The organism is Flavobacterium sp. K5-23 (assembly GCF_023278045.1).
Taxonomy (GTDB): domain Bacteria; phylum Bacteroidota; class Bacteroidia; order Flavobacteriales; family Flavobacteriaceae; genus Flavobacterium.
The window spans coordinates 906,924-930,262 of record NZ_CP056783.1 but is presented as its reverse complement, the minus strand read 5'-3'; the positions used below and the strand labels follow the sequence as shown (position 1 = coordinate 930,262).

The window sequence follows — 23,339 nt, the reverse complement described above, 5'->3', positions numbered from 1 at the left end:
AATGAACTACGAAAACATTTTAATCGCTACCGAAAATAACATTACAACCATAACTATAAATCGTCCTACTAAACTCAATGCATTAAACAAAGCAACGATATTAGAATTACACAGCGCCTTTGAAACTTTGGAGAAAAGTTACGATACGCGTGTAATTATTTTAACTGGTAGCGGAGAAAAAGCTTTTGTAGCTGGTGCTGATATCGCTGAATTTGCTCACTTTTCAATAGAAGAAGGAGTTCAATTAGCCGCACAAGGACAAGAAATATTATTCAACTTTGTTGAGAACTTAAAAATCCCTGTAATTGCGGCAGTGAATGGTTTCGCACTTGGAGGCGGATTAGAACTGGCTATGGCCTGTCATTTTAGAATCGCTTCTGACAATGCCAAAATGGGATTGCCGGAAGTTTCATTAGGAGTAATTCCTGGATATGGAGGAACCCAACGTTTACCACAATTGATAGGTAAAGGACGCGCTATGGAAATGATTATGACAGCCGGAATGGTAACTGCTGACGAAGCTTACAGGACAGGATTAGTAAACCACGTGGTTCCTCAAGCTGAACTTTTAGATTATTGTAATGGTATCGCTCAACGAATTATGAAAAACTCTCCTTTGGCCATTACTAAAGCCATCAACGCAATTAATGCTAATTTTAAAGACGGAGAAAACGGATATGAAACCGAAATAAAAGCATTCGGAAAATGTTTTGGTACCGGAGATTTCAAAGAAGGAACAACTGCCTTTTTAGAAAAAAGGAAAGCAGTGTTTACGGGAGAATAATCCTTTACAACTTGAAAATCCTTTTTGCTGTTTTCAAGTTAAAAATAAATAACAAACCGCCCATTCACATTGAGAATGGGCGGTTTTTGTTTAATAAAGTTATTCACAGTTTAAATTTTCATTTAATAGACTGTAATTCTGATTTACAAATCTTAATTTTGCAAATCGATATTGGAAAATAATCCAACGTTTAAAAATAAGTTTATGTCTTTTCAACCTGTATTCGTTCAATTTTGGGAAAAAGTAAAAGAAAGTGTCCAAAACGGTACTTATGCTAAATTAACTTTGGCTAAAACCATTGGGGATACGGAATTAAAAAACATCTATGTAAGACCCGTTTTACTGGAAGAAGGCGGCTATACTTTATCAGTCACAGCCCGATACAAAACCGAAGAAATAGAGAGTTTCCATACGCTTGACGAAGCTTTTATCGTTTTGGCTCCATATATGAATAACCCGTTTTTAACCGCGTTATTATTCACTACAGAAAATGATATCACTTTTAAACTCAACAAGAAAAGAGTGGGAAGTATTGTTGAACAAGCACCCACATTTAAGAATGCTGCGGATGTAATTATAGAAATGAAAGCGAAGGGGATTATTTAGTGTTCAGTTGGCAGTAATTAGTTGGCAGTATTACTGATCATGCACGTCCCTAATTAAAGTTGACCGATTTCTATTAATTTATCATTGTCAAAAATAGTAATAATAGGCTTAGAAAAAAGAGGATTATTGAACCAATTATTTTCAAAATCAACAGGGCTTAATTTCCCTATGTTGTTATGAGGTCTCTTATTATTATAATGTTCAACTGCTCTATCTACATCCTTTTTTAATTGTTCAAATGTTTTAGGTTTCCAATGGTCTATATACTCTTCTTTTATTGTTCTGTTAATCCTTTCTGCATAAGCATTGTCTTGTCCTGACAATGCCATGCTGATTTCGCATCCACTCACTTTGAGAAGAGCTATATATTCATTGTAAATATACTGACTACCTCTATCAGAGTGGTGTATCATTGGAGCTTGATTGTTTTCTAATGCCATTTGCATTGCGCTTAAATTATACCAAACGAAAATATAATATATACCAATTTTGATAATTGGTTTTTTTATGTTATATTTGGACTATATTATAAAAGTAATCATGGCGCATGCAAAAATTTTGGTAATTAAGGAAACCGAAAAAGAAATAAAAAATCTGCTCAAACAATCTATTCCGTTTATTGGTCAACGTTTGAGAGTTCTGCTGATTTTGAAGCAAAACGAAAAAGTAGGGATTTCTAAACGTGAGGTTGCTAAATTAGCTGTGGTTGACCCTAATAGCGTTCAGAATTGGAGGACATTATACCTTAATTCTGGAATTGAGGGTTTGATGAAGCATCAAAAAACAGGTTTTAAGCCGTCGGCTTTTAATGCTATTGAACACAATATGTTGGAAACAAAACTCAACGACCCTCAAAATGGACTTCAAGGCTATGTTGAGCTTAAAGATTGGATTGAAAAAGAATCAGGGAAGACTTTCAATTACAATACGTTGCTTTATTATTGCATCAGGAATTTTAAATCAAGTGTAAAAGTAGCCCGCAAAAGTCATGTCAAAAAAGACGAAGATCAGGGAATCTCTTTTAAAAAGACTTCGGACGAATCTGTCAAGAAATAGCACTAAATACGGTGGGTGATTTTGACTCTGTAAACTTGTATTTTCAAGATGAATCGCGTTTTGGTTTGTTCACTCGAAACGGAAAATCAGTTACTGCTATTAGTGTTAAGCCGATTTGTGCTTTCCAACAAGTTTTTAAATCAACTTGGCTTTCTGGAGCTTTTTCGCCCATAACTGGAGACCATTTTCAATTAATACTCCCACATTGCAACGCTGATAATTTTCAAGTTTTTTTAGATAATTTCTCAAAGGAAAATCCGAAAGAACTCAAAATAATGGTGCTGGATAATGGAAGGTTTCATAAGGCAAAAAAATTAATCATTCCTGAAAATATTGTTTTGGTTTTTCTACCACCATATAGTCCAGAACTTAATCCCGCTGAAAAAATGTGGGCAAAATACAAACGAGAATTTTCTAATAAATTTTATAATTCATTGGAAGATGTAGAAGATTTCATTACTAATGTCGTAAAAGCTACAAGCAAAAAAGAGGTAATGAGTATCTGTGGATATAGCTATGTATTTTTAGATAAAATTTGGGCCATATAATACATGTGTTTGGTATTAGCAGTAGCTCTCATATGATTAGATAGTTGATGTCCAACGATTTTCTTTGTATAAACATCTATTATAAACACTGCGTAATAAAATCTTTCTCCAACATAAATATAAGTTATATCCGATTGCCAAATCGTCGACGGAGCATATACAGACATTGACTTTATTAGATTCGGAAAATAAACTTTCACAGAAAACGTTGTTCTCCTGTAATTTTTATGCCTTTTTATCCTGAACCCTAAATCCATAAACGTATCGATAAATCTATCTCTTCCTATGAAATTAGGACGCAAAGCATAATACATTTTCTCAACCCCACAACCAGGGTGTTCTTTCCTTAGTTCCTCTGCTTCTAAAATCAGACATTCTATCTTTCTTTCAAAAGCAACCTGTCTTTTTGAATACTGATTAACTGCTTGCTTGCTTATTTCAAGTGTTTCGTAAAGCTGATTTAAAGAAAAACTTATTACTTTCTGGTTCTCAACGAACCAGCTGATTGTGGGGTGTTGGAGTTTTTTTTTATGTCGATATTAAATTCATCTTTAGCTATATCAATCATCTTTTCGAGATAATCAATTTTTATTTGCTTCTGACCAACCGCTTGTTCAAGTTCTTTTATCTTGAGTTCTAACTGTTTTAGCTTATCAATGTTACTATCTTTCATTTCTACAACTCTAATTCCTTTTTCATTAAAAGTAGAAAATTTATAAATCCAATTGTAGATTGTAACGTTATTTACTCCGTAAAGTCGTTCTAATTGCAGAACACTATACTTCCCGCTTTCGTAAAAACTTACGATTCCTTTTTTAAACTCTTCCGAATAAACTCGGAGTTTCCTAATTTCTTTTAAATTTGCATTCATATAACTTGACTTTTGTGGTCAACCTATATCAGGGAAGTACAAAAAACTGAACACTGAACACTGAACACTTATTTTTCCCCATCCCATTCCGCATAAAACTGAGATAAAAACCCTTCCATATATCGGTGTCTTTCTTGTGCTATTTGTTTTCCGGTTGGGGTATTCATTTTGTCTTTTAATAGCAATAACTTCTCGTAAAAATGATTTAAGGTAGGCGCATTGCTGCTTTTGTACTCTTCTTTTGTCATTGATGTGTTTGGAGCGATTTTAGGGTCGTAAAGCGCTCTGTTTTTAAATCCGCCATAATTGAACGCTCGGGCAATCCCAACAGCTCCTATAGCATCTAAACGATCCGCGTCTTGAACTATATCCAACTCAATAGAAGTGAATTTCTTTTCAAAATTGCCTCCTTTATAAGAGATATTATCAATGATGTTAACCACGTGAACGATTACCTCTTCAGACACGTTCAAAGATTCCAAGAATTCGCGAGCTACTTTTGGTCCAACTGATTCGTCCCCATTGTGAAATTTACTGTCGGCTATATCATGAAGTAGAGCGCCTAATTTGACAACCGTTACATCACAATTTTCATCATTAGCAATCAACAAAGCATTTTTATAAACCCTTTCGATGTGAAACCAGTCGTGTCCGCCTTCGGCATCATTAAGCTTTTCTTTTACAAAACTGATTGTTTTACTTACTATATCCGTATTGATCATTATTTATACTTTTAAAAAAAATGTTGATTTTCAAAGTTGGAAACTTCAAAAATCAACACTTTAAATTTATGAAACTAAAAATTACATTCTGGCTGGTTCCACCCATTTGAAAATATGAGATTCTTGAGGAATAACAATTCTCTCAGAAATTCTAGCCATTCTTGCAGGTAATTTCATTAGATAGTCACGCGCTTTTTCGGCTTCGTCAGTCAAACCAGTAATCTTGTCGATTTCCCATTTGTCAATTAATTTTTGCATAATATCAACGTAATCAGCAGCTGTATAAACACCAATACGTTGTGCTGAGTCAGAAAACTGCTCAAACGCAGTGCTAATCTTTTGTCCAGATTCTCTCAAGAAATGCGCTGGCATTACGATTTTTTGCTTCATCATATATTGAAAAGCAAGCATCATTTCACTAGGGTCCACTTGGAAAATACGGGTTACAAACTCACTGTATGCATGATGGTGACGCATCTCGTCTCCAGCAATCATTTTACACATCTTTGAAAGTTTATTGTCTCCATACTTTTTAGCCATTTGTGCCACTCTGTTGTGAGAAACATAAGTTGCTAATTCTTGAAAACTAGTGTAAACAAAGTTCTTGTATGGATCGCTTCCCGTACCAATATCAAAACCATCATTGATAAGATGTTGTGTTGTCATTTCAATCTCGCGCATATTAACACGCCCTGACAAATACAAATACTTATTCAACAAGTCTCCATGACGGTTTTCTTCCCCAGTCCATTGTCTGATCCATTTAGACCAACCATTTCCGCCGCCTTCAATTTGATTGATCCCTTCTACATCCATCAACCATGATTCGTATGTTGGCAAAGCTTCTTCAGTAATGGTATCCCCTACTAAAGTAACCCAGAAATCATAAGGTAAATCTTTTGCGATTTCTCTTAACTCCTTTACTTCATCAAAGAAAGTGTCACTTTCAGAATTAGGCAAGAAATCAGAAGGTTGCCAAATTTTCTCAACCGGTATTAAATACTGATCAACAAAACTGTCAACGTTTTTCTCTAAAAACTGCATTACTTCTAATCGAATGTTTTTAATAGACATTTTATATAATTTAAATTTTTATTCCATTTACTACTGCAAATTCTGTTTTTTCCATTAGTTCAGCAAAATTATGATCTTTCACTGCTAAAGGCTTATGTATTACAAAGGTAAGACGATTTCCTAAACCAAGCGGAAAAAATCCGTATTTAACGATTTTCCATGAATTATTAATACTCACGGGAACCACATAGGCAGAGGGTGCATACTTACACAATATTTTCAAACCACTTTGAGCAAACTCTTTTGGTTTTCCTGTTTTACTTCTTGTTCCTTCCGGAAAAATCACCGCTGAACGATTGTGTTTTTCTATATATTCAGACAGCCCTTTTATTGTAGGGATAGCTTGTTTAGGGTCTTTCCTGTCAATTAACACTGATCCTCCGTGTCTTAAATTATAAGATACACTTGGAATCCCTTTACCTAATTCCTTCTTACTGACAAACTTACAATGAAACCTGCGTAAAAACCAGATCATAGCAACAATATCATACAAGCTTTGATGGTTAGCCACAAAAATCAAAGGAGCATTTTTAGGGATACTTTCTATGTTTTCAAATTTATAGGTTGTCCCTAATATGTTTGTGCATTTTACTAAGAAAAAATTCAAATAATCAACGCTTTTTTTGTGTGCCTGATATCCAAACCAATTGAAACAAACCCATTGTATAGGGTGAAAAATAACCAGCATTAATCCAAAACACAAATAATAAATTACCGATATGGGATACGAAAAAAGTTTCTTCATGCTTAAAAAATTAGCCGCAAAAGTAAGAAATATTTTTTTAGTGGTATTTAAAAGCTAAACTTTAATAGGTTTGGGGTTTAATTGTACCTTTGTAGACTTAAATCTTTGTCCTTTTTTTATACAAATGAACTTCACTTATCCAAAAAACGAAAAATTAAAAAGCAAAATCACTATAGGATTACTGTTTTCTGAAGGAAAATCAGTGTCAAAATATCCATTGCGATTGGTTTATTATTCCGGGAAATTAAGTGATAAGGAAAAAATTAAAATGGGAGTCTCCGTTTCCAAGAAAAACTTCAAGAGGGCTGTGGACCGAAATTATTACAAAAGAATATTAAGAGAAACCTATCGTCTTAACAAACATATTCTTATCGATAATCTAGACAAACCCTATGCTTTTATGTTGTTTTATCAAACGAAGGACCGTTTATCTTATGAAGAAATCAACACTAAAACCATCCAGTTGTTTGAAAAGTTTTTAATCCAAACAGGAAAAAACACGACTCCAAGTGACAAAAACGAATTAAAACCAGAATAACTTTTCTTGATATTTGAGCTCCGTTAAGAGATTCCTTATTGTATTGGTATTGTTATTGATGAATAATTGCTATTTTAGTCATCAATAATTAAAGACAATAAACATGGCCTCTTTTTTCAAAAAAAAATTCGTAATTCCTATTGTTGCCTCAGCATTTCTTTTTGTGGGCAGCAGCTTCAAAGATGACTTTTTTGAAATCGCCAAACAAATAGAAATATTCACTACTCTTTTTAAAGAATTAAACACTAATTATGTTGACGAGGCAAATCCTGGGGAACTTATGGACAAAGCCATCAAGGGTATGCTCGCCAGTTTAGATCCCTATACCGTTTATTTTAACGAACAGGATGTACTTCGATTTAAAATAAACAATTCCGGAGAGTATACCGGTATTGGAGCATTAATCACTCGAAAAGAAGACAAATTAACCATTAAGGAAATCTACAAAAATTTTCCCGCGGACAAAGCAGGTTTAAAAGCGGGTGATGAAATCATCCAAATAGGAGATGTGCTTCTGGCTGATTTCAAAGACGAGGCTTCACAGCTCTTAAAAGGAACAAAAAACACTAAAATCGACATTAAATACCTGCGTCAGGGAAAAACACTTACTACCCAACTTATACTAGATGAAGTGGCCGTTAAATCAGTCCCTTTTTACGCGAAAATAGACGCAAATACCGGGTATATTGTTCTTGCCCATTTCAATAAAAAAGCGGCACTGGAAACCAAAGAAGCTTTAGAAGATTTAAAAAAACAAGGTGCTGAGAGGATCATCTTAGATTTAAGAGACAACCCAGGAGGGCTATTGAATGAAGCGGTAAACATTTGCAATTTATTTGTTCCAAAGAATGAGATCATTGTTACCACTAAATCTAAAAACGAAAAAAACAACTACACTTATAAAACAGTTAACGAAGCTGTAGACACCGAAATTCCACTGGTTATCATCGTTAACGGCAATAGCGCCTCAGCATCAGAAATTGTATCAGGAGCACTACAAGATTTAGATCGCGCCGTTGTATTAGGAAGCAGAAGTTTTGGAAAAGGATTAGTGCAAAAACCTGTGGATCTTACCTATGGAACACAGCTTAAGGTTACTATTTCCCGTTATTACACTCCTTCCGGAAGATGCATTCAGGCTTTAGATTATGCGCATAAAGACAAAAACGGACTGGCCACAAGAACTGAAGGCAAAAACTACAACGCCTTTAAAACCCGTAAAGGCAGAACGGTTTATGACGGAGGCGGCATATTGCCTGATGTGGAACTTGAGGAATCTAAAAAAAGCGCTATTACAAATGCATTAATTAAAAATGACGGCATCTTTAATTATGTAACGGATTACTATTATAAAAACCCAAATTTAGGAGAGCAAATCCCAACTATAACTGATACCGATTTTCAAGAATTCAAGAATTTTCTAAAAGCACGAAATATCAGTTTTGATACCGAAACCGAAATCGCTTTGAAAAACACATTGGCTGTAGCCAAAAAAGAAAAAATAGACGATGCTATTATAGCAGAATACCAACAATTATTAACCTCTGTCCAAAAAAGCGAGGAAAAATTGTTAGATAAAAATCAAAATGAAATTAAAAGTCTGATGGTAGATGAAATCATAAAAAGATTTCAATATCAAGAAGGCGTTTATAACTATTATATAAAAAACAATATCGAAATAAAGAAAGCCGTGAGTATCTTAAACAATTCAACTCAATATAAAAGCATCTTAAAAATATGATGAAAAAATTCTTGTTTTTTCTTGTTTTTACAACGCTTAATTCTCTTATGGCTCAAGGGGAAAAGGTAGAAACAGTATATTTTGAATTTGATAAATATGCTATTGATCAGTTTCAGGAAAACAAAATCCTTGAATTTGTCAAAAAGGCTGATACATCTAAAATTGAATCGATACAAATTTATGGATACTGTGATGATAGAGGTAGCAATGACTACAATTATAAACTATCTGAAAACAGGGTAAGCACAGTAAGAACCCTACTTACAAATAATGGTTTTAATAAAAACAAAATTGTTATCATTGAAGGCCGAGGACGTGTTATCATCAAAAATGACGAGGTAGAAAACCTTATGGATGTGAGGACCAAAAACAGGCGTGTCGATTTATTAATCGTAAAGAAAAACACTTTTGGAAAAGGAATCTACAACTCCATTCAAGAAAAGCATTCTATAGGTGATCGGATTTATTTTGAGAAGATCTATTTTAATTTAGGAAGCAGTGTAATTAGCAAACAATCTGAAGAGGAGTTAGACAAAATCGTAGCTATTCTTCAAAAAAAACCAACATTAGAATTTGAAATAAGAGGCCATGTGTGCTGCACGCCTAGTTATTATGAAGACGCTATAGACCAGAAAACCAGAGAACGAAAACTTTCTGTTAACAGAGCCAAAGCTGTTTTCCACTATTTAATATCAAAAAACATCAATAGCCTCCGAATGTCTTACAGAGGTTCTGGAAACAAATTCCCCCTTGGAATGGGGGAAGCACTAGATCGTAGAGTTGAATTTCTAATTACAAAAATATAATTATTCTCGTTTCATCTCAATATGTGGAATATCATCTTCCAGATACATCTCGCTTGTTTGAACAAAACCGTGACTTTCGTAGAATTTTTTTAAGTATAATTGAGCTCCTATTGTAATCTGGCTTTCGCCAAAATGATGTGCGATTCCGGAAATTGCCTCCCTCATTAAATCATGTCCCCATTTCCTGTCTCGATAATTGGCATCGACAACTACCCTGCCTATTGATGCATTATCAAAACTAATTCCTGCTTTAAAAAGACGGGCATATGCCACAATTTTCCCTTCATATTCTGCGAAAAGATGTAGCGCCACTTTATCCTTTCCGTCGAGGTCCAAATAAACACAGTTTTGCTCCACGACAAAGATCTCGCTTCTTAATCTCAGTAAATCATATAATTCATGCACTGAAAGCCCCTCAAAAGCCTTTATTTGCCACTGTATAGCCATAAGTTGTTTGTGTTATAAATTCTAAATATCATTTTTCAATAATTTGAATTGATTTTATTATAGATTCCAGTTCATGCATCAAATCTCTTTTTTCTTTTGATGGTGAATAACAAAATCCCTCTAAAACCAATACTCTGTCATTTTCTTTATCAATAATAGCATAATTGATAAAAGGGCCTGACATAAAATCGTTCTTCAGTTCCCATGTCCCCTTAGTTTCATAAGCTTCCTTACCATCAATTTTTATCTTAAAAAAATAGGGAGAATAGGCCTCTTCAGTCCTCATATCCGCATCAGGTTCTTTTCCGTGAATATACAATTCACCAATAGAATCACGCATTTTTATAATATTGGATACAATATTCTTGTCGTTTTTAATGGCATTTATCGGAACCTGATAAATCAACAAACTTGTGTTCCCGCTAACAATTTCTTTTTTCAACCAAATAAAATCACTTTCTTGAAATACATATTTATAATTAGAAGGGATTTGTAGCGAAATATGAAATTTATCAGTAATAATTTTTGTTTTAAACTGAGACTTATTATTGATTCTTTGGTTTTCTTCAATTTCCGTTTGTCTGATAATCTTAATTATTTCAGAACTGTTTTTTTCAATAATAGCTATTATATCGTCTGCCGTTTTTCCTGAAATATGAAAAACATTTTGAGGACTGGCGTACTGATTTTTATTGATTTCAAATTTGTTTTTTCCTTCCTTCTTAACCACGATAATATTTCGGCTATCGGTCATAAAACCTTCCATAAGTTTAACTGGATATTGATTTATGGTAAAAAGAGGTTCTTCTTGAGGTAATCCTACAACGGGAGAAGCAAACTTATTGCGAATAGTGTCTCCTATCTCGCCATTCCATAACTGATCATCTATAATAACTGATATAGTGTTGATTGATCCTGTTGTTTTTCTGGCAAGAACATGGTCATCCTTTTTACAGGATATTATTAAAAGGAAAACGAAGAGAAATAAAAAATGGGCTTTATTCATTATAATTCAATTATAAAATAAAACCCAAATTTATAGAAGATTATTGTATTATCCGTTGATTTTTAATTTCATTCCGGGTTTTATTCCTTCGGGTTTGATATCGTTCCATTTTTTCAAGTCGGAAATGGTCACTCCAGGGTACTTTTTGGCGATACTATATAAAGAATCTCCTTTTTTTACATGGTAATCAGCCTCCATTTTTTTAGCGGTTGACAATTCATTTTTCTTATATGAACTCGCAACGGCATTGGATGTAATAATTGCTATTTCATTTTTGGCAACGATTAACGTGCTCCCTAATGCGATGTTATTATCTTGTAATTTATTCCATTCTCTTAAATCGGCTAAAGCGGTTCCGAATTTTTTAGAAATATTCCCAAGGTTGTCCCCTTTTTGAACTACATATTCAATGTCTTTTAATTCAGGAGCAGAAGCTATTTCAGTTTTAGACTCCACATCAGCTGCCGAAACTTGTAATGAAGCGCCTAGATTTATAGTGTTTCCTGAAATATGGTTCCAGTTCGTGATATCGGCGATGGTAACATTGTGTTTTTTTGCGATATTACCAAGGTTATCCCCTTTTTGAACCACATAATAAGTGGTATGGCCAGTGGCAATGGAATCCGTTTTTTTAATTTTATCCTCTTTATGTGCTTTTGTCTCAGCGGTAACAATTCTATGGTTATCGGTAGTTAATTTTTCAGCAACCACTTCTTTTTTAACAGCAGCAATAGATTCGGTCACCATAATTTTCAAATTGGCCCCAGAAACGATAGCATTGCTTTTAAGTCCGTTCCATTTTTTTAAATCGGAAATATCAACATTGTATTTAGTGGCAATTACCCCAAGGTTATCCCCACGTTTCACCTTGTAAAAGTTTGTTTTGGTTCCAATGTTATTCTGCATTGATGAACTCGTAGTTTCTTTTACAGCAATTGCTTTAGAAAATTGAAAAGGTTTTTCACGAAGATCCATTTCGTGTTGAACGTAGGTATAAATTTTATCTTCATTAGAAGTAAAAACGGCAATCTTGTCTTTTGGCAATCTTAAAAAATGACTACGATCTTCATAAAACGGAATCACGTTTAACTTATAAGAAGGATTTAAAAGTTGCAATTGTGTCATAGGAACATCCAGTAAGTCAGAAATTTGCTTGAATGACATTTGTCTTTTAAGCATAACCGTGTCTGTTGCAAAATGAGGCAAAATAGCTCTATCCGGTTTTATTCCATGTTCTTTATGGTATTCATAAATGTACATTGTTGCAAGGAAAGCAGGAACATATCCTTGTGTTTCCTTAGGTAGGTTTTTTCGAATATTCCAATAATTTTGCTGACCTCCAGAACGTCTAATTGCTTTAGAAACATTTCCAGGACCCGAATTATACGAAGCTAAAACTAATTCCCAGTCGCCAAAAATAGAATGCATGTTGGTCATATATTGTGCGGCAGCTGCTGTAGCTTTCAAAGGATCGCTTCGTTCATCCACATAGGAGTCAATCTTAAGATTGTATTGTTTTCCTGTTTGATACATAAACTGCCAAAGACCAGTTGCGCCCATTTTAGAAACTGCTTTAGGATTTAAAGCTGATTCTACGACCGCAAGATATTTGATCTCAAGGGGTACATTTTGTTTGGCGAAAGCCTCTTCAAACATTGGGAAATAGTATTCAGAAATGGCCATTAATCTTTCAAAAGATCTTTTTCGGTATTTTAAAAAAGACTTAATCACGTTTTCCAGACTCTCATTATATTCAATACGGAAAGGGGACTTGGCATTCATAGCTAAAAGTCTTGATTTCAACAAGTCTGTTGGCAAATCATAATCGACTTTTTTATCGACATTGAGGTTCTCAATATCATAGGTTATATCATTATACAAGTCTAAATTAGTCAATTCTTTCATCCACATACTGTCTACACAAGTAGCCAGTTCATCATTGACAAAAGAACGTTTTATGGAATCTAAATAAACTGCATTAGAAATCCCTTTGTTTTCGACAAATTTTTGTGAAAACAAAGGGATTGATAATAATAGTAAAAATATTACTGTGGTATTTTTTATATTCATTTTATTTTTTATCAACTTACTAAATTACAAACGATTATGAAAAATCGTGAATACAAACTTAATAGGTTAAAACTAAATAAATCAATAAATATTGTTAAAAATGAAACTTTAGTCTAAAATTGCAGCAATACCAGGCAATACTTTACCTTCTAACATCTCTAACATAGCGCCTCCACCTGTAGAAACATAACTCATTTTGTCTTCCAGACCAAATTGCTTCACTGCGGCAACTGAATCACCACCACCTACTAGAGAAAAAGCTCCAGTCTTAGTGGAAGCAGCAATATAGTTTCCAAGTTCAATTGTACCGTTTGCAAATTTTTCTAATTCGAAAACACCTAAAGGACCATTCCAAAGAATAGTTTTAGATTCCATTATCACTTTTTCAAAAATGGCTAGTGATTTAGGTCCCGCATCAAGTCCTTGCCATCCATCAGGAATTTCATTAACGCCTATAATTTGAATATCGGCATCATTAGAAAAAGCATTGGCTGCAACAACATCAACTGGAAGATGTATTTGCACTCCTTTTTCTTTGGCCAATCTTAATATTTCCAATGCTAATTCCTGCTTATCGTCTTCACAAATAGAATTTCCTATTTTACCTCCTAATGCTTTTACAAAAGTAAAAGTCATTCCGCCACCTATAATCATGTGGTCTACTTTGTCAAGTATATTTTCAATAACCGTGATTTTAGAAGATACTTTAGATCCGCCTAAAACAGCAGTAACTGGTTTTTGACTGTTTTTCAAAACCTTGTTTAAACTCTCAATTTCTTTAGCCAATAATAATCCGAAACATTTTTCATTCGGGAAAAACTGAGCGATAATTGTTGTGGAAGCATGGGCTCTGTGAGCAGTTCCAAAAGCATCATTAACATAAATATCCCCTAGAGAAGCTAATTCTTTAGCGAATACAACATCTCCAGCCTCTTCTTCACTGTGGAAACGTAAATTTTCTAATAATAAAACACTTCCCGCTTGTAAGTTTGAAGCCGCAGTTGCAGCTTCTTCACCAATACAGTTAGCAGCAAACTGAACCGGTACTCCAAGAATTTCAGCTGTTTTTTTTAATATATGCTTTAATGAATATTTCTCTTCAACTCCTTTTGGTCTTCCTAAATGCGACATTAAAATCACGCTTCCACCTTGAGCAAGAATCGCATCAATAGTAGGTTTTGCCGCTTCAATACGAGTGGCATCCGTTACATTAAAATTCTCATCTAAGGGTACATTAAAATCAACGCGAATTATTGCTTTTTTATTTTTAAAATCAAAGTTGTTTAAAGTTTTCATTTTGTTGTGTGTTTTTGTTTTTTAAAGAATAGCAAATATAGAACTTTTAAAGCACCCCTAAATCTGAAAAAATCAAAAAATTTAGCATAAAATCAACGAAATCGTTGTAAATTAATAAATAAAATGAAGTTTAATCAGGTTGCCCTTTCTGTCCTCAAAACAACCTCCATAAAGATTAAATAACAGCTGTTAAAAGGATTCCGTTTTGAGATTTTCTTTTCTTAAACTTTACAGTTGAAAATTTTAGACTAACCCATTTTCTTCTATCTTTGCTTCATGCGATTTTCAGAAATTCTAGGACAGGAACACATCAAAAGTCATTTGACAAGAAGTGCCAATTTAGGTAGAATTCCTCACGCACAATTGTTTGTGGGTCCTGAAGGAAGTGGCACATTGGCAATGGCAATTGCCTATGCGCAATATATTTTATGCAGCAATCAAAACGGAGAAAATACAGGTTCTAATACAGCCTGTAACTTGAAGTTTGATAAAATTTCACATCCTGATTTGCATTTTGCTTATCCTACGGTTACCACCGAAGAAGTGAAAAAAAGTCCAAAAAGCCTTGATTTCATAACTGACTGGAGACAATTCATTTTGCAAAACCCTTACGGTGGCTTGTTTGAATGGTATGCTATATTAGGAGTTCAAAATAAACAAGGAGAAATCAGAGTCGATGATGCGCAGGAAATTTTAAAAGCATTATCCTTAAAATCGTATGAAGGCGGTCATAAAATAATGATTGTATGGATGGCCGATAAATTGAATATCGCTGCTTCAAACAAACTGCTAAAATTACTGGAAGAGCCACCAGAAAAAACGGTTTTCATTTTAATCTCCGAAAACGAAGAAGATATTATCCAAACCATTCGATCCAGATGTCAAGTTTTACATTTCAATGGATTGACCGAACCTATAATTGCTGAAGCTTTAGTCACTCGAGAAAACACCGAGCCAAAATTAGCCGCTAAAATTGCACATCAAGCACAAGGAAATTATAATGTTGCTTTGCATTTATTGCATGATGACAATGACGAATTCCCATTTGAACAATGGTTTGTAACCTGGGTTCGTGCTGCTTTTAAAGCCAAAGGAAATGCTGCAGCCATACAAGATTTAATTCTTTGGAGCGAAAAAATTGCTGGATTGGGAAGAGAAACCCAGAAAAAATTTCTGCAGTTTTGCATTGAAATGTTCCGTCAAGCTTTATTGATTAATTATGAAACCAAAAGTTTAGTTTACTTCGAACCAAAAGTAGATAAATTTAAACTGGAGAATTTCGCGCCTTTCGTGAACGGGAATAACATTCAAGACATTTTCAAGGAACTATCTGATGCTATGTATCATGTGGAACGAAACGGAAATGCAAAAATCATATTAACTGATTTATCCATAAAACTCACACGTCTAATCCATAAAAAATAATAAATATGAACAACGTTGCCTCTATGTTAATTTTAGTCTTTTTGGCTATTTCATTTCTTCAATCCGGTTATGACAAGTTATTTTATTGGAAAGACAATGTCGACTGGTTGAAAGGTCATTTTGCCAATACTCCTTTAAGAAACCACGTCCCTCTGGCGCTTATGAACATTCTTGTTTTAGAATTAATCGCAGGAATTTTATGTATTGTAGGCTGTATCGAATTATTAATAAATAATGGTCGAATATTCGGGTTTTACGGAGCTGTTTTTTCTTGTATCACTTTGCTTATGTTGCTTTTTGGTCAACGATTAGCAAAAGATTATGACGGAGCCAGAACTATCGTTATGTATTTTATTCCTGCTGTTATGGCAGTATATTGGTTAAATTAAAAAAACCGTAATCCTTTTTACAAATAAAAAAATGACACCTAAACATCCTTCGGAATCGTTAACAATATTAACCGATTTAGTATTACCAAGCGAAACTAATCCTTTAAACAATCTTTTTGGAGGTGAATTATTGGCGCGTATGGATCGTGCCGCAAGTATCACTGCGCGTAGACATTCCAGAAGAGTTGCCGTTACCGCCTCTGTAAATCACGTTGCTTTTAACCAGGCAATCCCACTAGGAAGTGTGGTTACGGTTGAAGCCAAAGTTTCGAGATCTTTTAGAAGTTCTATGGAAATTTTCATAGATGTTTGGATTGAGGACCGCGAATCAGGAATCAAATCTAAAGCGAATGAAGCTATCTATACTTTTGTAGCGGTTGATGATGCTGGAAGACCGGTAGAAGTCCCTCAAATTATTCCTGAAACAGAATTAGAAAAACAACGTTTTGATGCCGCACTAAGAAGAAAACAACTAAGTTTACTATTAGCCGGAAAAATCAAACCTGAAGAAGCTACAGAGTTAAAAGCGCTCTTCATTTAAACGTAAAACACTAATTACTTCTTATTGTGTTTTCGAAACAAAAAAAGAAGTATTTTTACGAGTATATAAATTACGATAAACATAAAACCGACAGTTAATTAATACAAACTGTCAATCTCTTAGAGTTTTAAAAAACATAAATTGATGAAAGAAAAGGTAAAAGAAAAGATGAGTTCAGAAAAAGAAGCCAAATTAAAAGCGCTACAACTTACGCTTGACAAACTAGACAAAACCTACGGAAAAGGAACGGTGATGAAAATGGGTGATAAAGCCATTGAAGAGGTAGAAACCATTTCATCAGGATCATTAGGAATCGATTTAGCTTTAGGAGTTGGTGGATATCCAAGAGGTAGAATTATAGAAATATACGGTCCGGAATCATCTGGAAAAACCACATTAACACTTCATGCTATTGCCGAAGCTCAAAAAGCGGGTGGAATTGCTGCTTTTATCGATGCTGAACACGCATTCGACAGAAATTATGCTGAAAAATTAGGTGTTGATATCGAAAATTTAATCATTTCGCAACCAGATAATGGGGAACAAGCACTTGAAATTGCTGAAAACTTGATTCGTTCAGGAGCAATTGATATTGTTGTTATTGACTCGGTTGCCGCTTTGACACCAAAAAGTGAAATTGAAGGTGAAATGGGAGATTCTAAAATGGGATTACACGCTCGTTTAATGTCTCAAGCTTTGAGAAAATTAACTGGAACTATCAGCAAAACAAACTGTACTGTGTTTTTCATTAACCAATTGAGAGAGAAAATTGGAGTAATGTTCGGAAATCCAGAAACAACAACGGGAGGAAATGCATTGAAATTTTACGCTTCGGTTCGTTTAGATATTCGTCGTTCTACTCAAATAAAAGACGGTGATAATGTAATAGGAAACAGAACTAAAGTAAAAGTGGTTAAAAACAAAGTGGCTCCGCCTTTTAAAGTGGCTGAATTTGACATCATGTATGGAGAAGGAGTTTCTAAAACTGGAGAAATCTTAGATTTAGCAGTAGAATTTGACATCATTAAAAAAGCAGGTTCTTGGTTTAGCTATGGTGACACCAAGTTAGGACAAGGTCGTGATGCTGTGAAGTCTTTAATTAAAGACAACCCAGAATTAGCTGATGAATTAGAAGTGAAAATCAAAGCTCACATTTTAGAGCTTGCTAATAACTAAAAAAAGAGCTGACTACGGTCAGCTCTTTTTTTTTATAATACAAACAGAAACGGTCTTTAAAAACCCTTTGCTAACTTTTATTTTCGTATTTTATTAGTTGAGAATACATTTCTTCTCTAACATGGTCTCTAATTTCCTTTCTATTTACACTAGTTTTTTCTAATGTGTCAATTTTAGAAAGAATTTTAACACGCATAACTCCTGGGCTTCCGCTAAAGAACGTGTAAGACAGCCTCTTTTTATTGTCGGCAAAAACGATAGGGACAATTGGTAATTGATGCTCGATTGCCAGTCGGAAAGCTCCGTCTTTAAAGGTGTCCAATAGTACCGATTCATCATCAGGAACTCCACCTTCTGGAAAAATACAAATACTTAAACCTTGATTGATTCTTTCCTGGGCACTGTTAAAAACCCCCAACTTGCTTTTTGAACAGGAACGATCCACTAAAATACAAGTTCGTTTATAGAAAAATCCAAATAAAGGAATTTTAGCCAATTCTACTTTACCCACAAAAACAAAAGGGTTCTTTACGGTAACAAGCATCAGCATAATATCAGTCATGGAAGTGTGATTAGCCACAAGCATATAACTTTTATGGGAATCTAATTCCTGTGACTTGTCAATTTTATAATAAAACCCCATCCCAAAAAGGATAAACCGGGCCCATATTCGAGCCATTTTAAAAAAATATTTATAGCCTTTGTCAGAAGTTATGGAAACCAATAAAAACGGAAACATAATAAGTATGGGAATGGTCATTAAAATATAAAACCATACACGCCATAATGTCCAAAAAACAATCTTCATTCCTTTCATATGTCCAAAAATAGGGAATCCTATGTAACTTTTATTAAAAACAATTGAATTTGCTATTAATAACCATAAAGAGCACAAAATGTATTAAAATTGAGAATCTAAAGTTACAACCGCAAATTCGCAAATTACATAGGTTTCTCAGTGCATTTAAAATTTGTGAATTTGCGGTATTATAATTTTTAATTACAGCAACGATTGATTTTTATCTTCTTTTTACACAAAAAAATCATCTCTAAAATTAAAAACTTTAAATCCATTAGGGTTAAAAAAAATAACTATGTGTAAATTGTAAAAATCTTTACGAACTTTGCGGTTCAGAAAAAAATCATAATGGCAAAAATACTTACGGGAGTTCAGAGTACAGGAACACCACATTTAGGAAACTTACTAGGAGCAATTATTCCGGCAATAGCATTATCTAACGATCCCAAAAACGAATCATTCCTTTTTATAGCAGATTTGCATTCGATTACACAAATAAAAAATGGTGCTTTATTGAGAACCAATACTTATAGCACGGCTGCGGCTTGGCTTGCTTGTGGTTTAGACGTGAATAAAGTTGTTTTTTACAGACAATCCGATGTGCCTCAAACTGCGGAATTGTCTTGGTATTTGAGCTGTTTCTTCCCTTTTCAACGTTTGACATTAGCGCATTCATTCAAGGACAAAGCGGATAGACTGGAAGATGTAAATGCAGGTTTGTTTTCGTATCCAATGCTGATGGCTGCCGATATTTTATTATACGATGCACAATTGGTTCCCGTTGGGAAAGACCAGTTGCAACACCTTGAAATCACACGTGATGTGGCTTCAAGATTCAACCACCAAATGGGAGAGACCTTTGTCATTCCAGAAGCTAAAATTCAGGAAGACAGTATGCTTATTCCAGGAACCAATGGCGGGAAAATGAGCAAATCAGCCAATAACATTATCAATATATTCCTTGACGACAAAGCGTTGCGCAAGCAAGTGATGGGTATTGATACCGACAGCACTCCACTGGAAGACCCAAAAAACCCGGAAACCTGTAATGCCTTTGCTATATATAAACTATTGGCAAACCAAGAGCAATTAGATGCTATGACTGCTAATTATCTAGGTGGAAATTATGGTTACGGCCATGCTAAACAAGCATTGTTTGAACTCATAACAGAAACATTCAAAACAGAAAGAGAAAAATACAATTACTATATGAACAACCTTGCTGAAGTAGATGGTTTGTTAAAAATAGGCGCAAATAAGGCCGAAATTGTTGCCAATGGTGTTTTGGCTAGAGTGAGAGAAAAATTAGGTTTTGAAACCGTTTAATTCATAAAAAATGACACACAATACCCCGTTCTATTTCAAACAGAACGGGGTATTGTTTTATAAATTAAAAAATCACTAAAAGTGGGTATTGTTTTGTTAATTGGCCATAGTTAAATTTGAAATTATTTTTATCTATTTAAAACATATTGGCCTGTAGGTGGACATCAAGAACATATTCATGTTTCAGTGCAAAGCAATTAAACTAAAATTATTATTTATGAAAACATTTATATTCTTGTTTCTTTCTGTTTTATCAATTGGGTGTAAAGCTCAATCTTTAAAATATAAAGAAGTTAGAAGCTCTGAATTAAATCAATTTGCAGGGAGTATTATTGATTGTCAACGGTTTGAATTAAAAGAAAATTTTGTTAAAACTATTATCACTTCAAATCCGTCCGGGAGTGCCGGCAATCCAGAAACGGGTGAAGTTTCAGATACTATTTATATTTCAAACTGCCAAAGTGGAGAGTTGTTGATTTGCAAATTATTTATTGTTGAAAACCTGATTAACATAAAAGTAGGAAGTGTTACAGAAAATAATTCAAGCATCATTGTTCGAATAAATCATGGGAATTATGCAGATCGGAAATCCAGTGATATTTTAATACCTCGCTAGCGCGAAATGTCTTTAAGTTTAGGCTTATTTTGTCACTTAGAACTAACACAATAACCTTGTACTCCTTCTAATAAAGGTTTTGAAGCCGTTTAATTCTTAAAAAAATGACACTCAACACCATACTATTTCAAACAGAATGGGGTATTATTTTAGTATTCACAACACTCTTAAAAGTAAGTATTGTATTGTTATAATCCAAATACACCAATTAATCAATTAATTTTCTAATATGAATTATTATATCATACAAGAATCTGGAAATTTAAAAATTATTGGAAAATATCCTCAAACAAAAGGTATTCAGTACAATTGTGATGTTTGGAACGAGCCAAAATTCATTGAACAGATACATTTTGAAAAGATTGATTTTGAACCCATAATAGCAAATGCAATTTTACACCCAAAATCAAAACAAACAGATTTGATAGATACGAATTCTGCAATGGGTTTTTCAAACAAACTATTAATTAGTGGGAAATTGAAAACAATTTTAGAAAAAAACAGAAAAAATGGAATGCAATTTTTTAAATCACCAATAATTCAAAACAATTTATTAGCCGAAGATTATTGGATTTTGAATATGTATGAATTCAACAATGATTACGTTGATTTTTTAAATTCAAAAATTTTGCTTGAAGAAATAACATCTGAAAATATTAATAGCTTATACTTAAGCATAAATAGTCTGAAAGATTATGAATTGAAAATTGAAGAAGTAAGAGGTAAAAAAGAATGTAATTTGAGGATTGAAAAATTAGTATTATCAAAGGATAAAATCAATAACGATTTTTTTATGATTAGATATTCGTTTTCAGGAATATACTTTGTTTCTGAAAAACTAAAACAAGAAATAGAAGATGCTGGTTGTACCGGCATCGAATTTCAACCTATAGAATTATCACTAAATGAATGGCTTCAAGGAGGCGAAAGAGAAAAAATATATGGAAAAGCAAAGTAATAATGAACACAATCCATTGCAGGAATGGATAAATACCGATGCAAAACTATCTAAAATATTAAAAGAAATTGAAAGTCAAACAAAGTCTCATAAGGAGCAAGCTAATATTGCTTTTCATACATTGTGTGAAGAATATGAACTGCCAAAGTATCCTGATGATATAGAAAGTCGTGAAATGATTCAAGTAGTTGACTATCATTTTTATGATCCAATTTCAGTTTATGAACAACTTGGCATAATCCGATTTACTGATCAAAAAGAAGAAGATATAAGAAGTCAGGTCCTAATGGCAATATTTCTAGTAAAAAACAAACTTGAATTCTTATTTGATGATGAATTAGACGAGTATATGGGAGAAGATGATTTGCAAGGCTTTGGATACAAAGGAGAAGATATAGAAGTTGAAATGAAACCTATAAAGATTGGACAAAGTTGGTTTGAATTGGGATGTACTTATTTTACTAAAAATGTAGATTAATAAATAATTTTATTTAGCAATAAAAAAAATCCTATCGTACAAAAAGCAGCTAAATCTGCTGATGCTTTTCATATGAACGAAGCATTAAAGGGAATTCCTTTGAGTACGGCAGTTCATAGAGGTAGTCACGGTCATTATGATGATTTAATTTTTCAGAAACTAAAACTTTTTGAAGAAGCAAATCCGAATGCTACTCCTAGTCAATGTTATAATAAAGTCAATGAAATTATTTCACAAATTAGAACAGAAATAGCAAATAATCCTAATACACCTATTAATCAATTAAATTTTTAAGTTATGTATTATATCATTCAAGAAAGTATGAACAAAAAAATTGTAGGTAAGTTTTTCCATGCTATTAATGCGGTACATAATTGTCATGTTTGGGAAGAACCCAAATTTATTGGGCATATTAATTTTGAAAAAATAGATTTTGAACCAATAACTTCTAATGCTATTTTGGAAATAAAAAGCCAAATTAACAGATTTGGTTAGTTGTCCTAGTATTGGATTTAATTCAAAACTTTTAGTGAGTGGTAAATTCAAAGATATTTTAGAAAAAATGGGATACAATTTTTTAAAGCTCCAATCATTCAAAATAAAAAAAGTGAAGGTGTTTATGATTTTGGTAAAGGTTTTGAAAGAGATGCTTTTAATGTGCTTATTGAGTATGACAATGCAGGGATCGTTGTGATTAAATTTAGTAAATATTTTTAATTCTTTTATTATTATGAAAAGGTATATATATTACTGTTTTGTCCTTACAGCAATTTTGAGTTGTAAAAAAAATCAAAATGATGCTTTTTACGATATTTTGAATGATAATTTTCTTGTATTAACAGATACAATAGCTTATGATTATCATACTTTTTTTTTAACTCCAAATGATCCGGTAAAACAAAGGGTCTTCAAAGATTATAAAATATGTGTAGATAAAAAAATTGCTTCTTCAGATGAGTACAGTAGTGGTGTAGTAAGTGAATTAAAAAACGGGGAATACCCTGAATATTTAAAATTACTGAATGAAAAACCAAAAGTCAAAATAGAATCTATTGATCTAAGTAGATTAAAGAAAACTGGAAAGTTCGAAATTGTTGAATTCTTAAATTTCAAGATGAGCAAGGCTTTTAGAGAGAGATATGTAGGATTAATAAGGTTATATCAACCATATATCAGTGATGATTATGCAATACTATTCTATTCAAAGCAATCTTCTCAAAAAGACGGAGTTGTTAATGCTTTTTTATTAAAAAAAATAAATAATCATTGGAAAATAGAGAAAAAGATTGAGTTAGAAATATGGTAAAAGTGGAGTGATTAT

29 protein-coding genes are annotated in these 23,339 nt (G+C 33.3%); 18 read left to right on the top strand and 11 right to left on the bottom strand.

Annotation, left to right across the window (positions count from 1 at the left end; all coding sequences use genetic code 11):
• Window position 1: 1 nt before the first annotated feature.
• Together FLAK523_RS04160 and FLAK523_RS04155 are read left to right on the top strand one after the other, a co-directional pair.
• A complete protein-coding gene (locus tag FLAK523_RS04160; RefSeq protein WP_248906824.1) occupies window positions 2-784 on the top strand; it encodes an enoyl-CoA hydratase/isomerase family protein in 783 nt (260 codons plus the stop codon).
• A 204-nt stretch (window positions 785-988) separates the two neighbouring features.
• Window positions 989-1,390 (top strand): hypothetical protein, encoded by a 402-nt coding sequence (locus FLAK523_RS04155; protein ID WP_248906822.1) that lies wholly within the window; start codon window positions 989-991, stop codon window positions 1,388-1,390.
• A 53-nt stretch (window positions 1,391-1,443) separates the two neighbouring features.
• On the opposite strand, the gene FLAK523_RS04150 is transcribed toward FLAK523_RS04155, so the two are convergent.
• The gene (locus tag FLAK523_RS04150) at window positions 1,444-1,830 is read right to left on the bottom strand and encodes an integrase core domain-containing protein (RefSeq protein ID WP_248906819.1); all 387 of its coding nucleotides are present in this window, start codon (window positions 1,828-1,830) and stop codon (window positions 1,444-1,446) included.
• Window positions 1,831-1,897: 67 nt separating this feature from the next.
• Between FLAK523_RS04150 and FLAK523_RS04145 the strand changes: the two genes are divergently transcribed.
• Complete coding sequence (locus FLAK523_RS04145; protein WP_248906021.1) at window positions 1,898-2,446, top strand: hypothetical protein; 549 nt, start codon at window positions 1,898-1,900, stop codon at window positions 2,444-2,446.
• Between the two features lie 11 nt (window positions 2,447-2,457).
• A complete protein-coding gene (locus FLAK523_RS04140; RefSeq protein WP_248902447.1) occupies window positions 2,458-2,994 on the top strand; it encodes an IS630 family transposase in 537 nt (178 codons plus the stop codon).
• Here the strand turns inward: FLAK523_RS04140 and FLAK523_RS04135 are convergent.
• The 5 genes from FLAK523_RS04135 to FLAK523_RS04115 all read right to left on the bottom strand — a co-directional run bounded on the left by FLAK523_RS04135 (window position 2,961) and on the right by FLAK523_RS04115 (window position 6,406).
• On the bottom strand, window positions 2,961-3,308 hold the full coding sequence (locus tag FLAK523_RS04135) for a DDE-type integrase/transposase/recombinase (RefSeq protein ID WP_248906817.1): 348 nt from the start codon (window positions 3,306-3,308) through the stop codon (window positions 2,961-2,963). The genes FLAK523_RS04140 and FLAK523_RS04135 overlap by 34 nt on opposite strands.
• Before the next feature lie 161 nt (window positions 3,309-3,469).
• Window positions 3,470-3,865: a transposase gene (locus tag FLAK523_RS04130; RefSeq protein ID WP_248902299.1), complete on the bottom strand. Its 396-nt coding sequence runs from the start codon at window positions 3,863-3,865 to the stop codon at window positions 3,470-3,472.
• A 68-nt stretch (window positions 3,866-3,933) separates the two neighbouring features.
• The gene (locus FLAK523_RS04125) at window positions 3,934-4,587 is read right to left on the bottom strand and encodes an HD domain-containing protein (protein ID WP_248906815.1); all 654 of its coding nucleotides are present in this window, start codon (window positions 4,585-4,587) and stop codon (window positions 3,934-3,936) included.
• Between the two features lie 81 nt (window positions 4,588-4,668).
• Entirely contained in the window at window positions 4,669-5,661 is a 993-nt protein-coding gene (locus FLAK523_RS04120) for an acyl-ACP desaturase (RefSeq protein ID WP_248906813.1), read from the bottom strand.
• A gap of 10 nt (window positions 5,662-5,671) precedes the next feature.
• On the bottom strand, window positions 5,672-6,406 hold the full coding sequence (locus FLAK523_RS04115) for a 1-acyl-sn-glycerol-3-phosphate acyltransferase (RefSeq protein WP_248906811.1): 735 nt from the start codon (window positions 6,404-6,406) through the stop codon (window positions 5,672-5,674).
• Window positions 6,407-6,530: 124 nt separating this feature from the next.
• Here FLAK523_RS04115 and FLAK523_RS04110 point away from each other — a divergent pair, with 124 nt between their 5' ends.
• The 3 genes from FLAK523_RS04110 (at window position 6,531) to FLAK523_RS04100 (ending at window position 9,491) form a co-directional block, all read left to right on the top strand.
• On the top strand, window positions 6,531-6,944 hold the full coding sequence (locus FLAK523_RS04110) for a ribonuclease P protein component (RefSeq protein ID WP_248906809.1): 414 nt from the start codon (window positions 6,531-6,533) through the stop codon (window positions 6,942-6,944).
• Between the two features lie 103 nt (window positions 6,945-7,047).
• A complete protein-coding gene (locus tag FLAK523_RS04105; RefSeq protein ID WP_248906807.1) occupies window positions 7,048-8,685 on the top strand; it encodes a S41 family peptidase in 1,638 nt (545 codons plus the stop codon).
• A complete protein-coding gene (locus FLAK523_RS04100; protein ID WP_368670297.1) occupies window positions 8,682-9,491 on the top strand; it encodes an OmpA family protein in 810 nt (269 codons plus the stop codon). Before FLAK523_RS04105 ends, FLAK523_RS04100 begins: the two co-directional genes overlap by 4 nt.
• On the opposite strand, the gene FLAK523_RS04095 is transcribed toward FLAK523_RS04100, so the two are convergent.
• The 4 genes from FLAK523_RS04095 to pgk form a co-directional block, all read right to left on the bottom strand.
• Window positions 9,492-9,938 (bottom strand): GNAT family N-acetyltransferase, encoded by a 447-nt coding sequence (locus FLAK523_RS04095; protein ID WP_248906805.1) that lies wholly within the window; start codon window positions 9,936-9,938, stop codon window positions 9,492-9,494.
• A 28-nt stretch (window positions 9,939-9,966) separates the two neighbouring features.
• On the bottom strand, window positions 9,967-10,944 hold the full coding sequence (locus tag FLAK523_RS04090; RefSeq protein WP_248906803.1) for a DUF4837 family protein: 978 nt from the start codon (window positions 10,942-10,944) through the stop codon (window positions 9,967-9,969).
• Window positions 10,945-10,992: 48 nt separating this feature from the next.
• Complete coding sequence (locus FLAK523_RS04085; RefSeq protein ID WP_248906802.1) at window positions 10,993-13,014, bottom strand: LysM peptidoglycan-binding domain-containing protein; 2,022 nt, start codon at window positions 13,012-13,014, stop codon at window positions 10,993-10,995.
• 108 nt (window positions 13,015-13,122) lie between these two features.
• Window positions 13,123-14,310: a phosphoglycerate kinase gene (gene pgk, locus FLAK523_RS04080; protein ID WP_248906800.1), complete on the bottom strand. Its 1,188-nt coding sequence runs from the start codon at window positions 14,308-14,310 to the stop codon at window positions 13,123-13,125.
• A gap of 276 nt (window positions 14,311-14,586) precedes the next feature.
• Between pgk and FLAK523_RS04075 the strand changes: the two genes are divergently transcribed.
• The 4 genes from FLAK523_RS04075 (at window position 14,587) to recA (ending at window position 17,841) form a co-directional block, all read left to right on the top strand.
• A complete protein-coding gene (locus tag FLAK523_RS04075; RefSeq protein WP_248906798.1) occupies window positions 14,587-15,735 on the top strand; it encodes a DNA polymerase III subunit delta' in 1,149 nt (382 codons plus the stop codon).
• A gap of 5 nt (window positions 15,736-15,740) precedes the next feature.
• A complete protein-coding gene (locus tag FLAK523_RS04070) occupies window positions 15,741-16,124 on the top strand; it encodes a DoxX family membrane protein (protein ID WP_248906796.1) in 384 nt (127 codons plus the stop codon).
• A 31-nt stretch (window positions 16,125-16,155) separates the two neighbouring features.
• Window positions 16,156-16,665, top strand: a complete 510-nt coding sequence (locus FLAK523_RS04065; protein ID WP_248906794.1) for an acyl-CoA thioesterase — start codon at window positions 16,156-16,158, stop codon at window positions 16,663-16,665.
• Between the two features lie 168 nt (window positions 16,666-16,833).
• The gene (gene recA / locus FLAK523_RS04060; protein WP_248908047.1) at window positions 16,834-17,841 is read left to right on the top strand and encodes a recombinase RecA; all 1,008 of its coding nucleotides are present in this window, start codon (window positions 16,834-16,836) and stop codon (window positions 17,839-17,841) included.
• Window positions 17,842-17,911: 70 nt separating this feature from the next.
• Here the strand turns inward: recA and FLAK523_RS04055 are convergent, their stop codons facing one another.
• Window positions 17,912-18,658, bottom strand: coding sequence for a 1-acyl-sn-glycerol-3-phosphate acyltransferase (locus FLAK523_RS04055; RefSeq protein WP_248906792.1), 747 nt, complete (start codon window positions 18,656-18,658; stop codon window positions 17,912-17,914).
• Window positions 18,659-18,988: 330 nt separating this feature from the next.
• Between FLAK523_RS04055 and trpS the strand changes: the two genes are divergently transcribed.
• From trpS to FLAK523_RS04020, 7 genes are all read left to right on the top strand, one after another.
• Window positions 18,989-19,966 (top strand): tryptophan--tRNA ligase, encoded by a 978-nt coding sequence (trpS, locus tag FLAK523_RS04050; RefSeq protein WP_248906790.1) that lies wholly within the window; start codon window positions 18,989-18,991, stop codon window positions 19,964-19,966.
• Window positions 19,967-20,183: 217 nt separating this feature from the next.
• A complete protein-coding gene (locus FLAK523_RS04045; protein ID WP_248906788.1) occupies window positions 20,184-20,582 on the top strand; it encodes a hypothetical protein in 399 nt (132 codons plus the stop codon).
• Between the two features lie 229 nt (window positions 20,583-20,811).
• A complete protein-coding gene (locus tag FLAK523_RS04040) occupies window positions 20,812-21,540 on the top strand; it encodes a DUF1629 domain-containing protein (RefSeq protein WP_248906786.1) in 729 nt (242 codons plus the stop codon).
• Window positions 21,488-22,018, top strand: a complete 531-nt coding sequence (locus FLAK523_RS04035; RefSeq protein ID WP_248906783.1) for a hypothetical protein — start codon at window positions 21,488-21,490, stop codon at window positions 22,016-22,018. The genes FLAK523_RS04040 and FLAK523_RS04035 overlap by 53 nt, the downstream gene beginning before the upstream one ends.
• A 72-nt stretch (window positions 22,019-22,090) precedes the next feature.
• Window positions 22,091-22,312 carry a hypothetical protein gene (locus tag FLAK523_RS04030; protein ID WP_248906781.1) on the top strand — a complete coding sequence of 74 codons (222 nt, stop codon included), beginning with the start codon at window positions 22,091-22,093 and terminating at the stop codon, window positions 22,310-22,312.
• A 3-nt stretch (window positions 22,313-22,315) separates the two neighbouring features.
• On the top strand, window positions 22,316-22,513 hold the full coding sequence (locus FLAK523_RS04025) for a hypothetical protein (protein WP_248906779.1): 198 nt from the start codon (window positions 22,316-22,318) through the stop codon (window positions 22,511-22,513).
• 235 nt (window positions 22,514-22,748) lie between these two features.
• On the top strand, window positions 22,749-23,324 hold the full coding sequence (locus FLAK523_RS04020; RefSeq protein ID WP_248906777.1) for a hypothetical protein: 576 nt from the start codon (window positions 22,749-22,751) through the stop codon (window positions 23,322-23,324).
• Window positions 23,325-23,339: the final 15 nt, after the last annotated feature.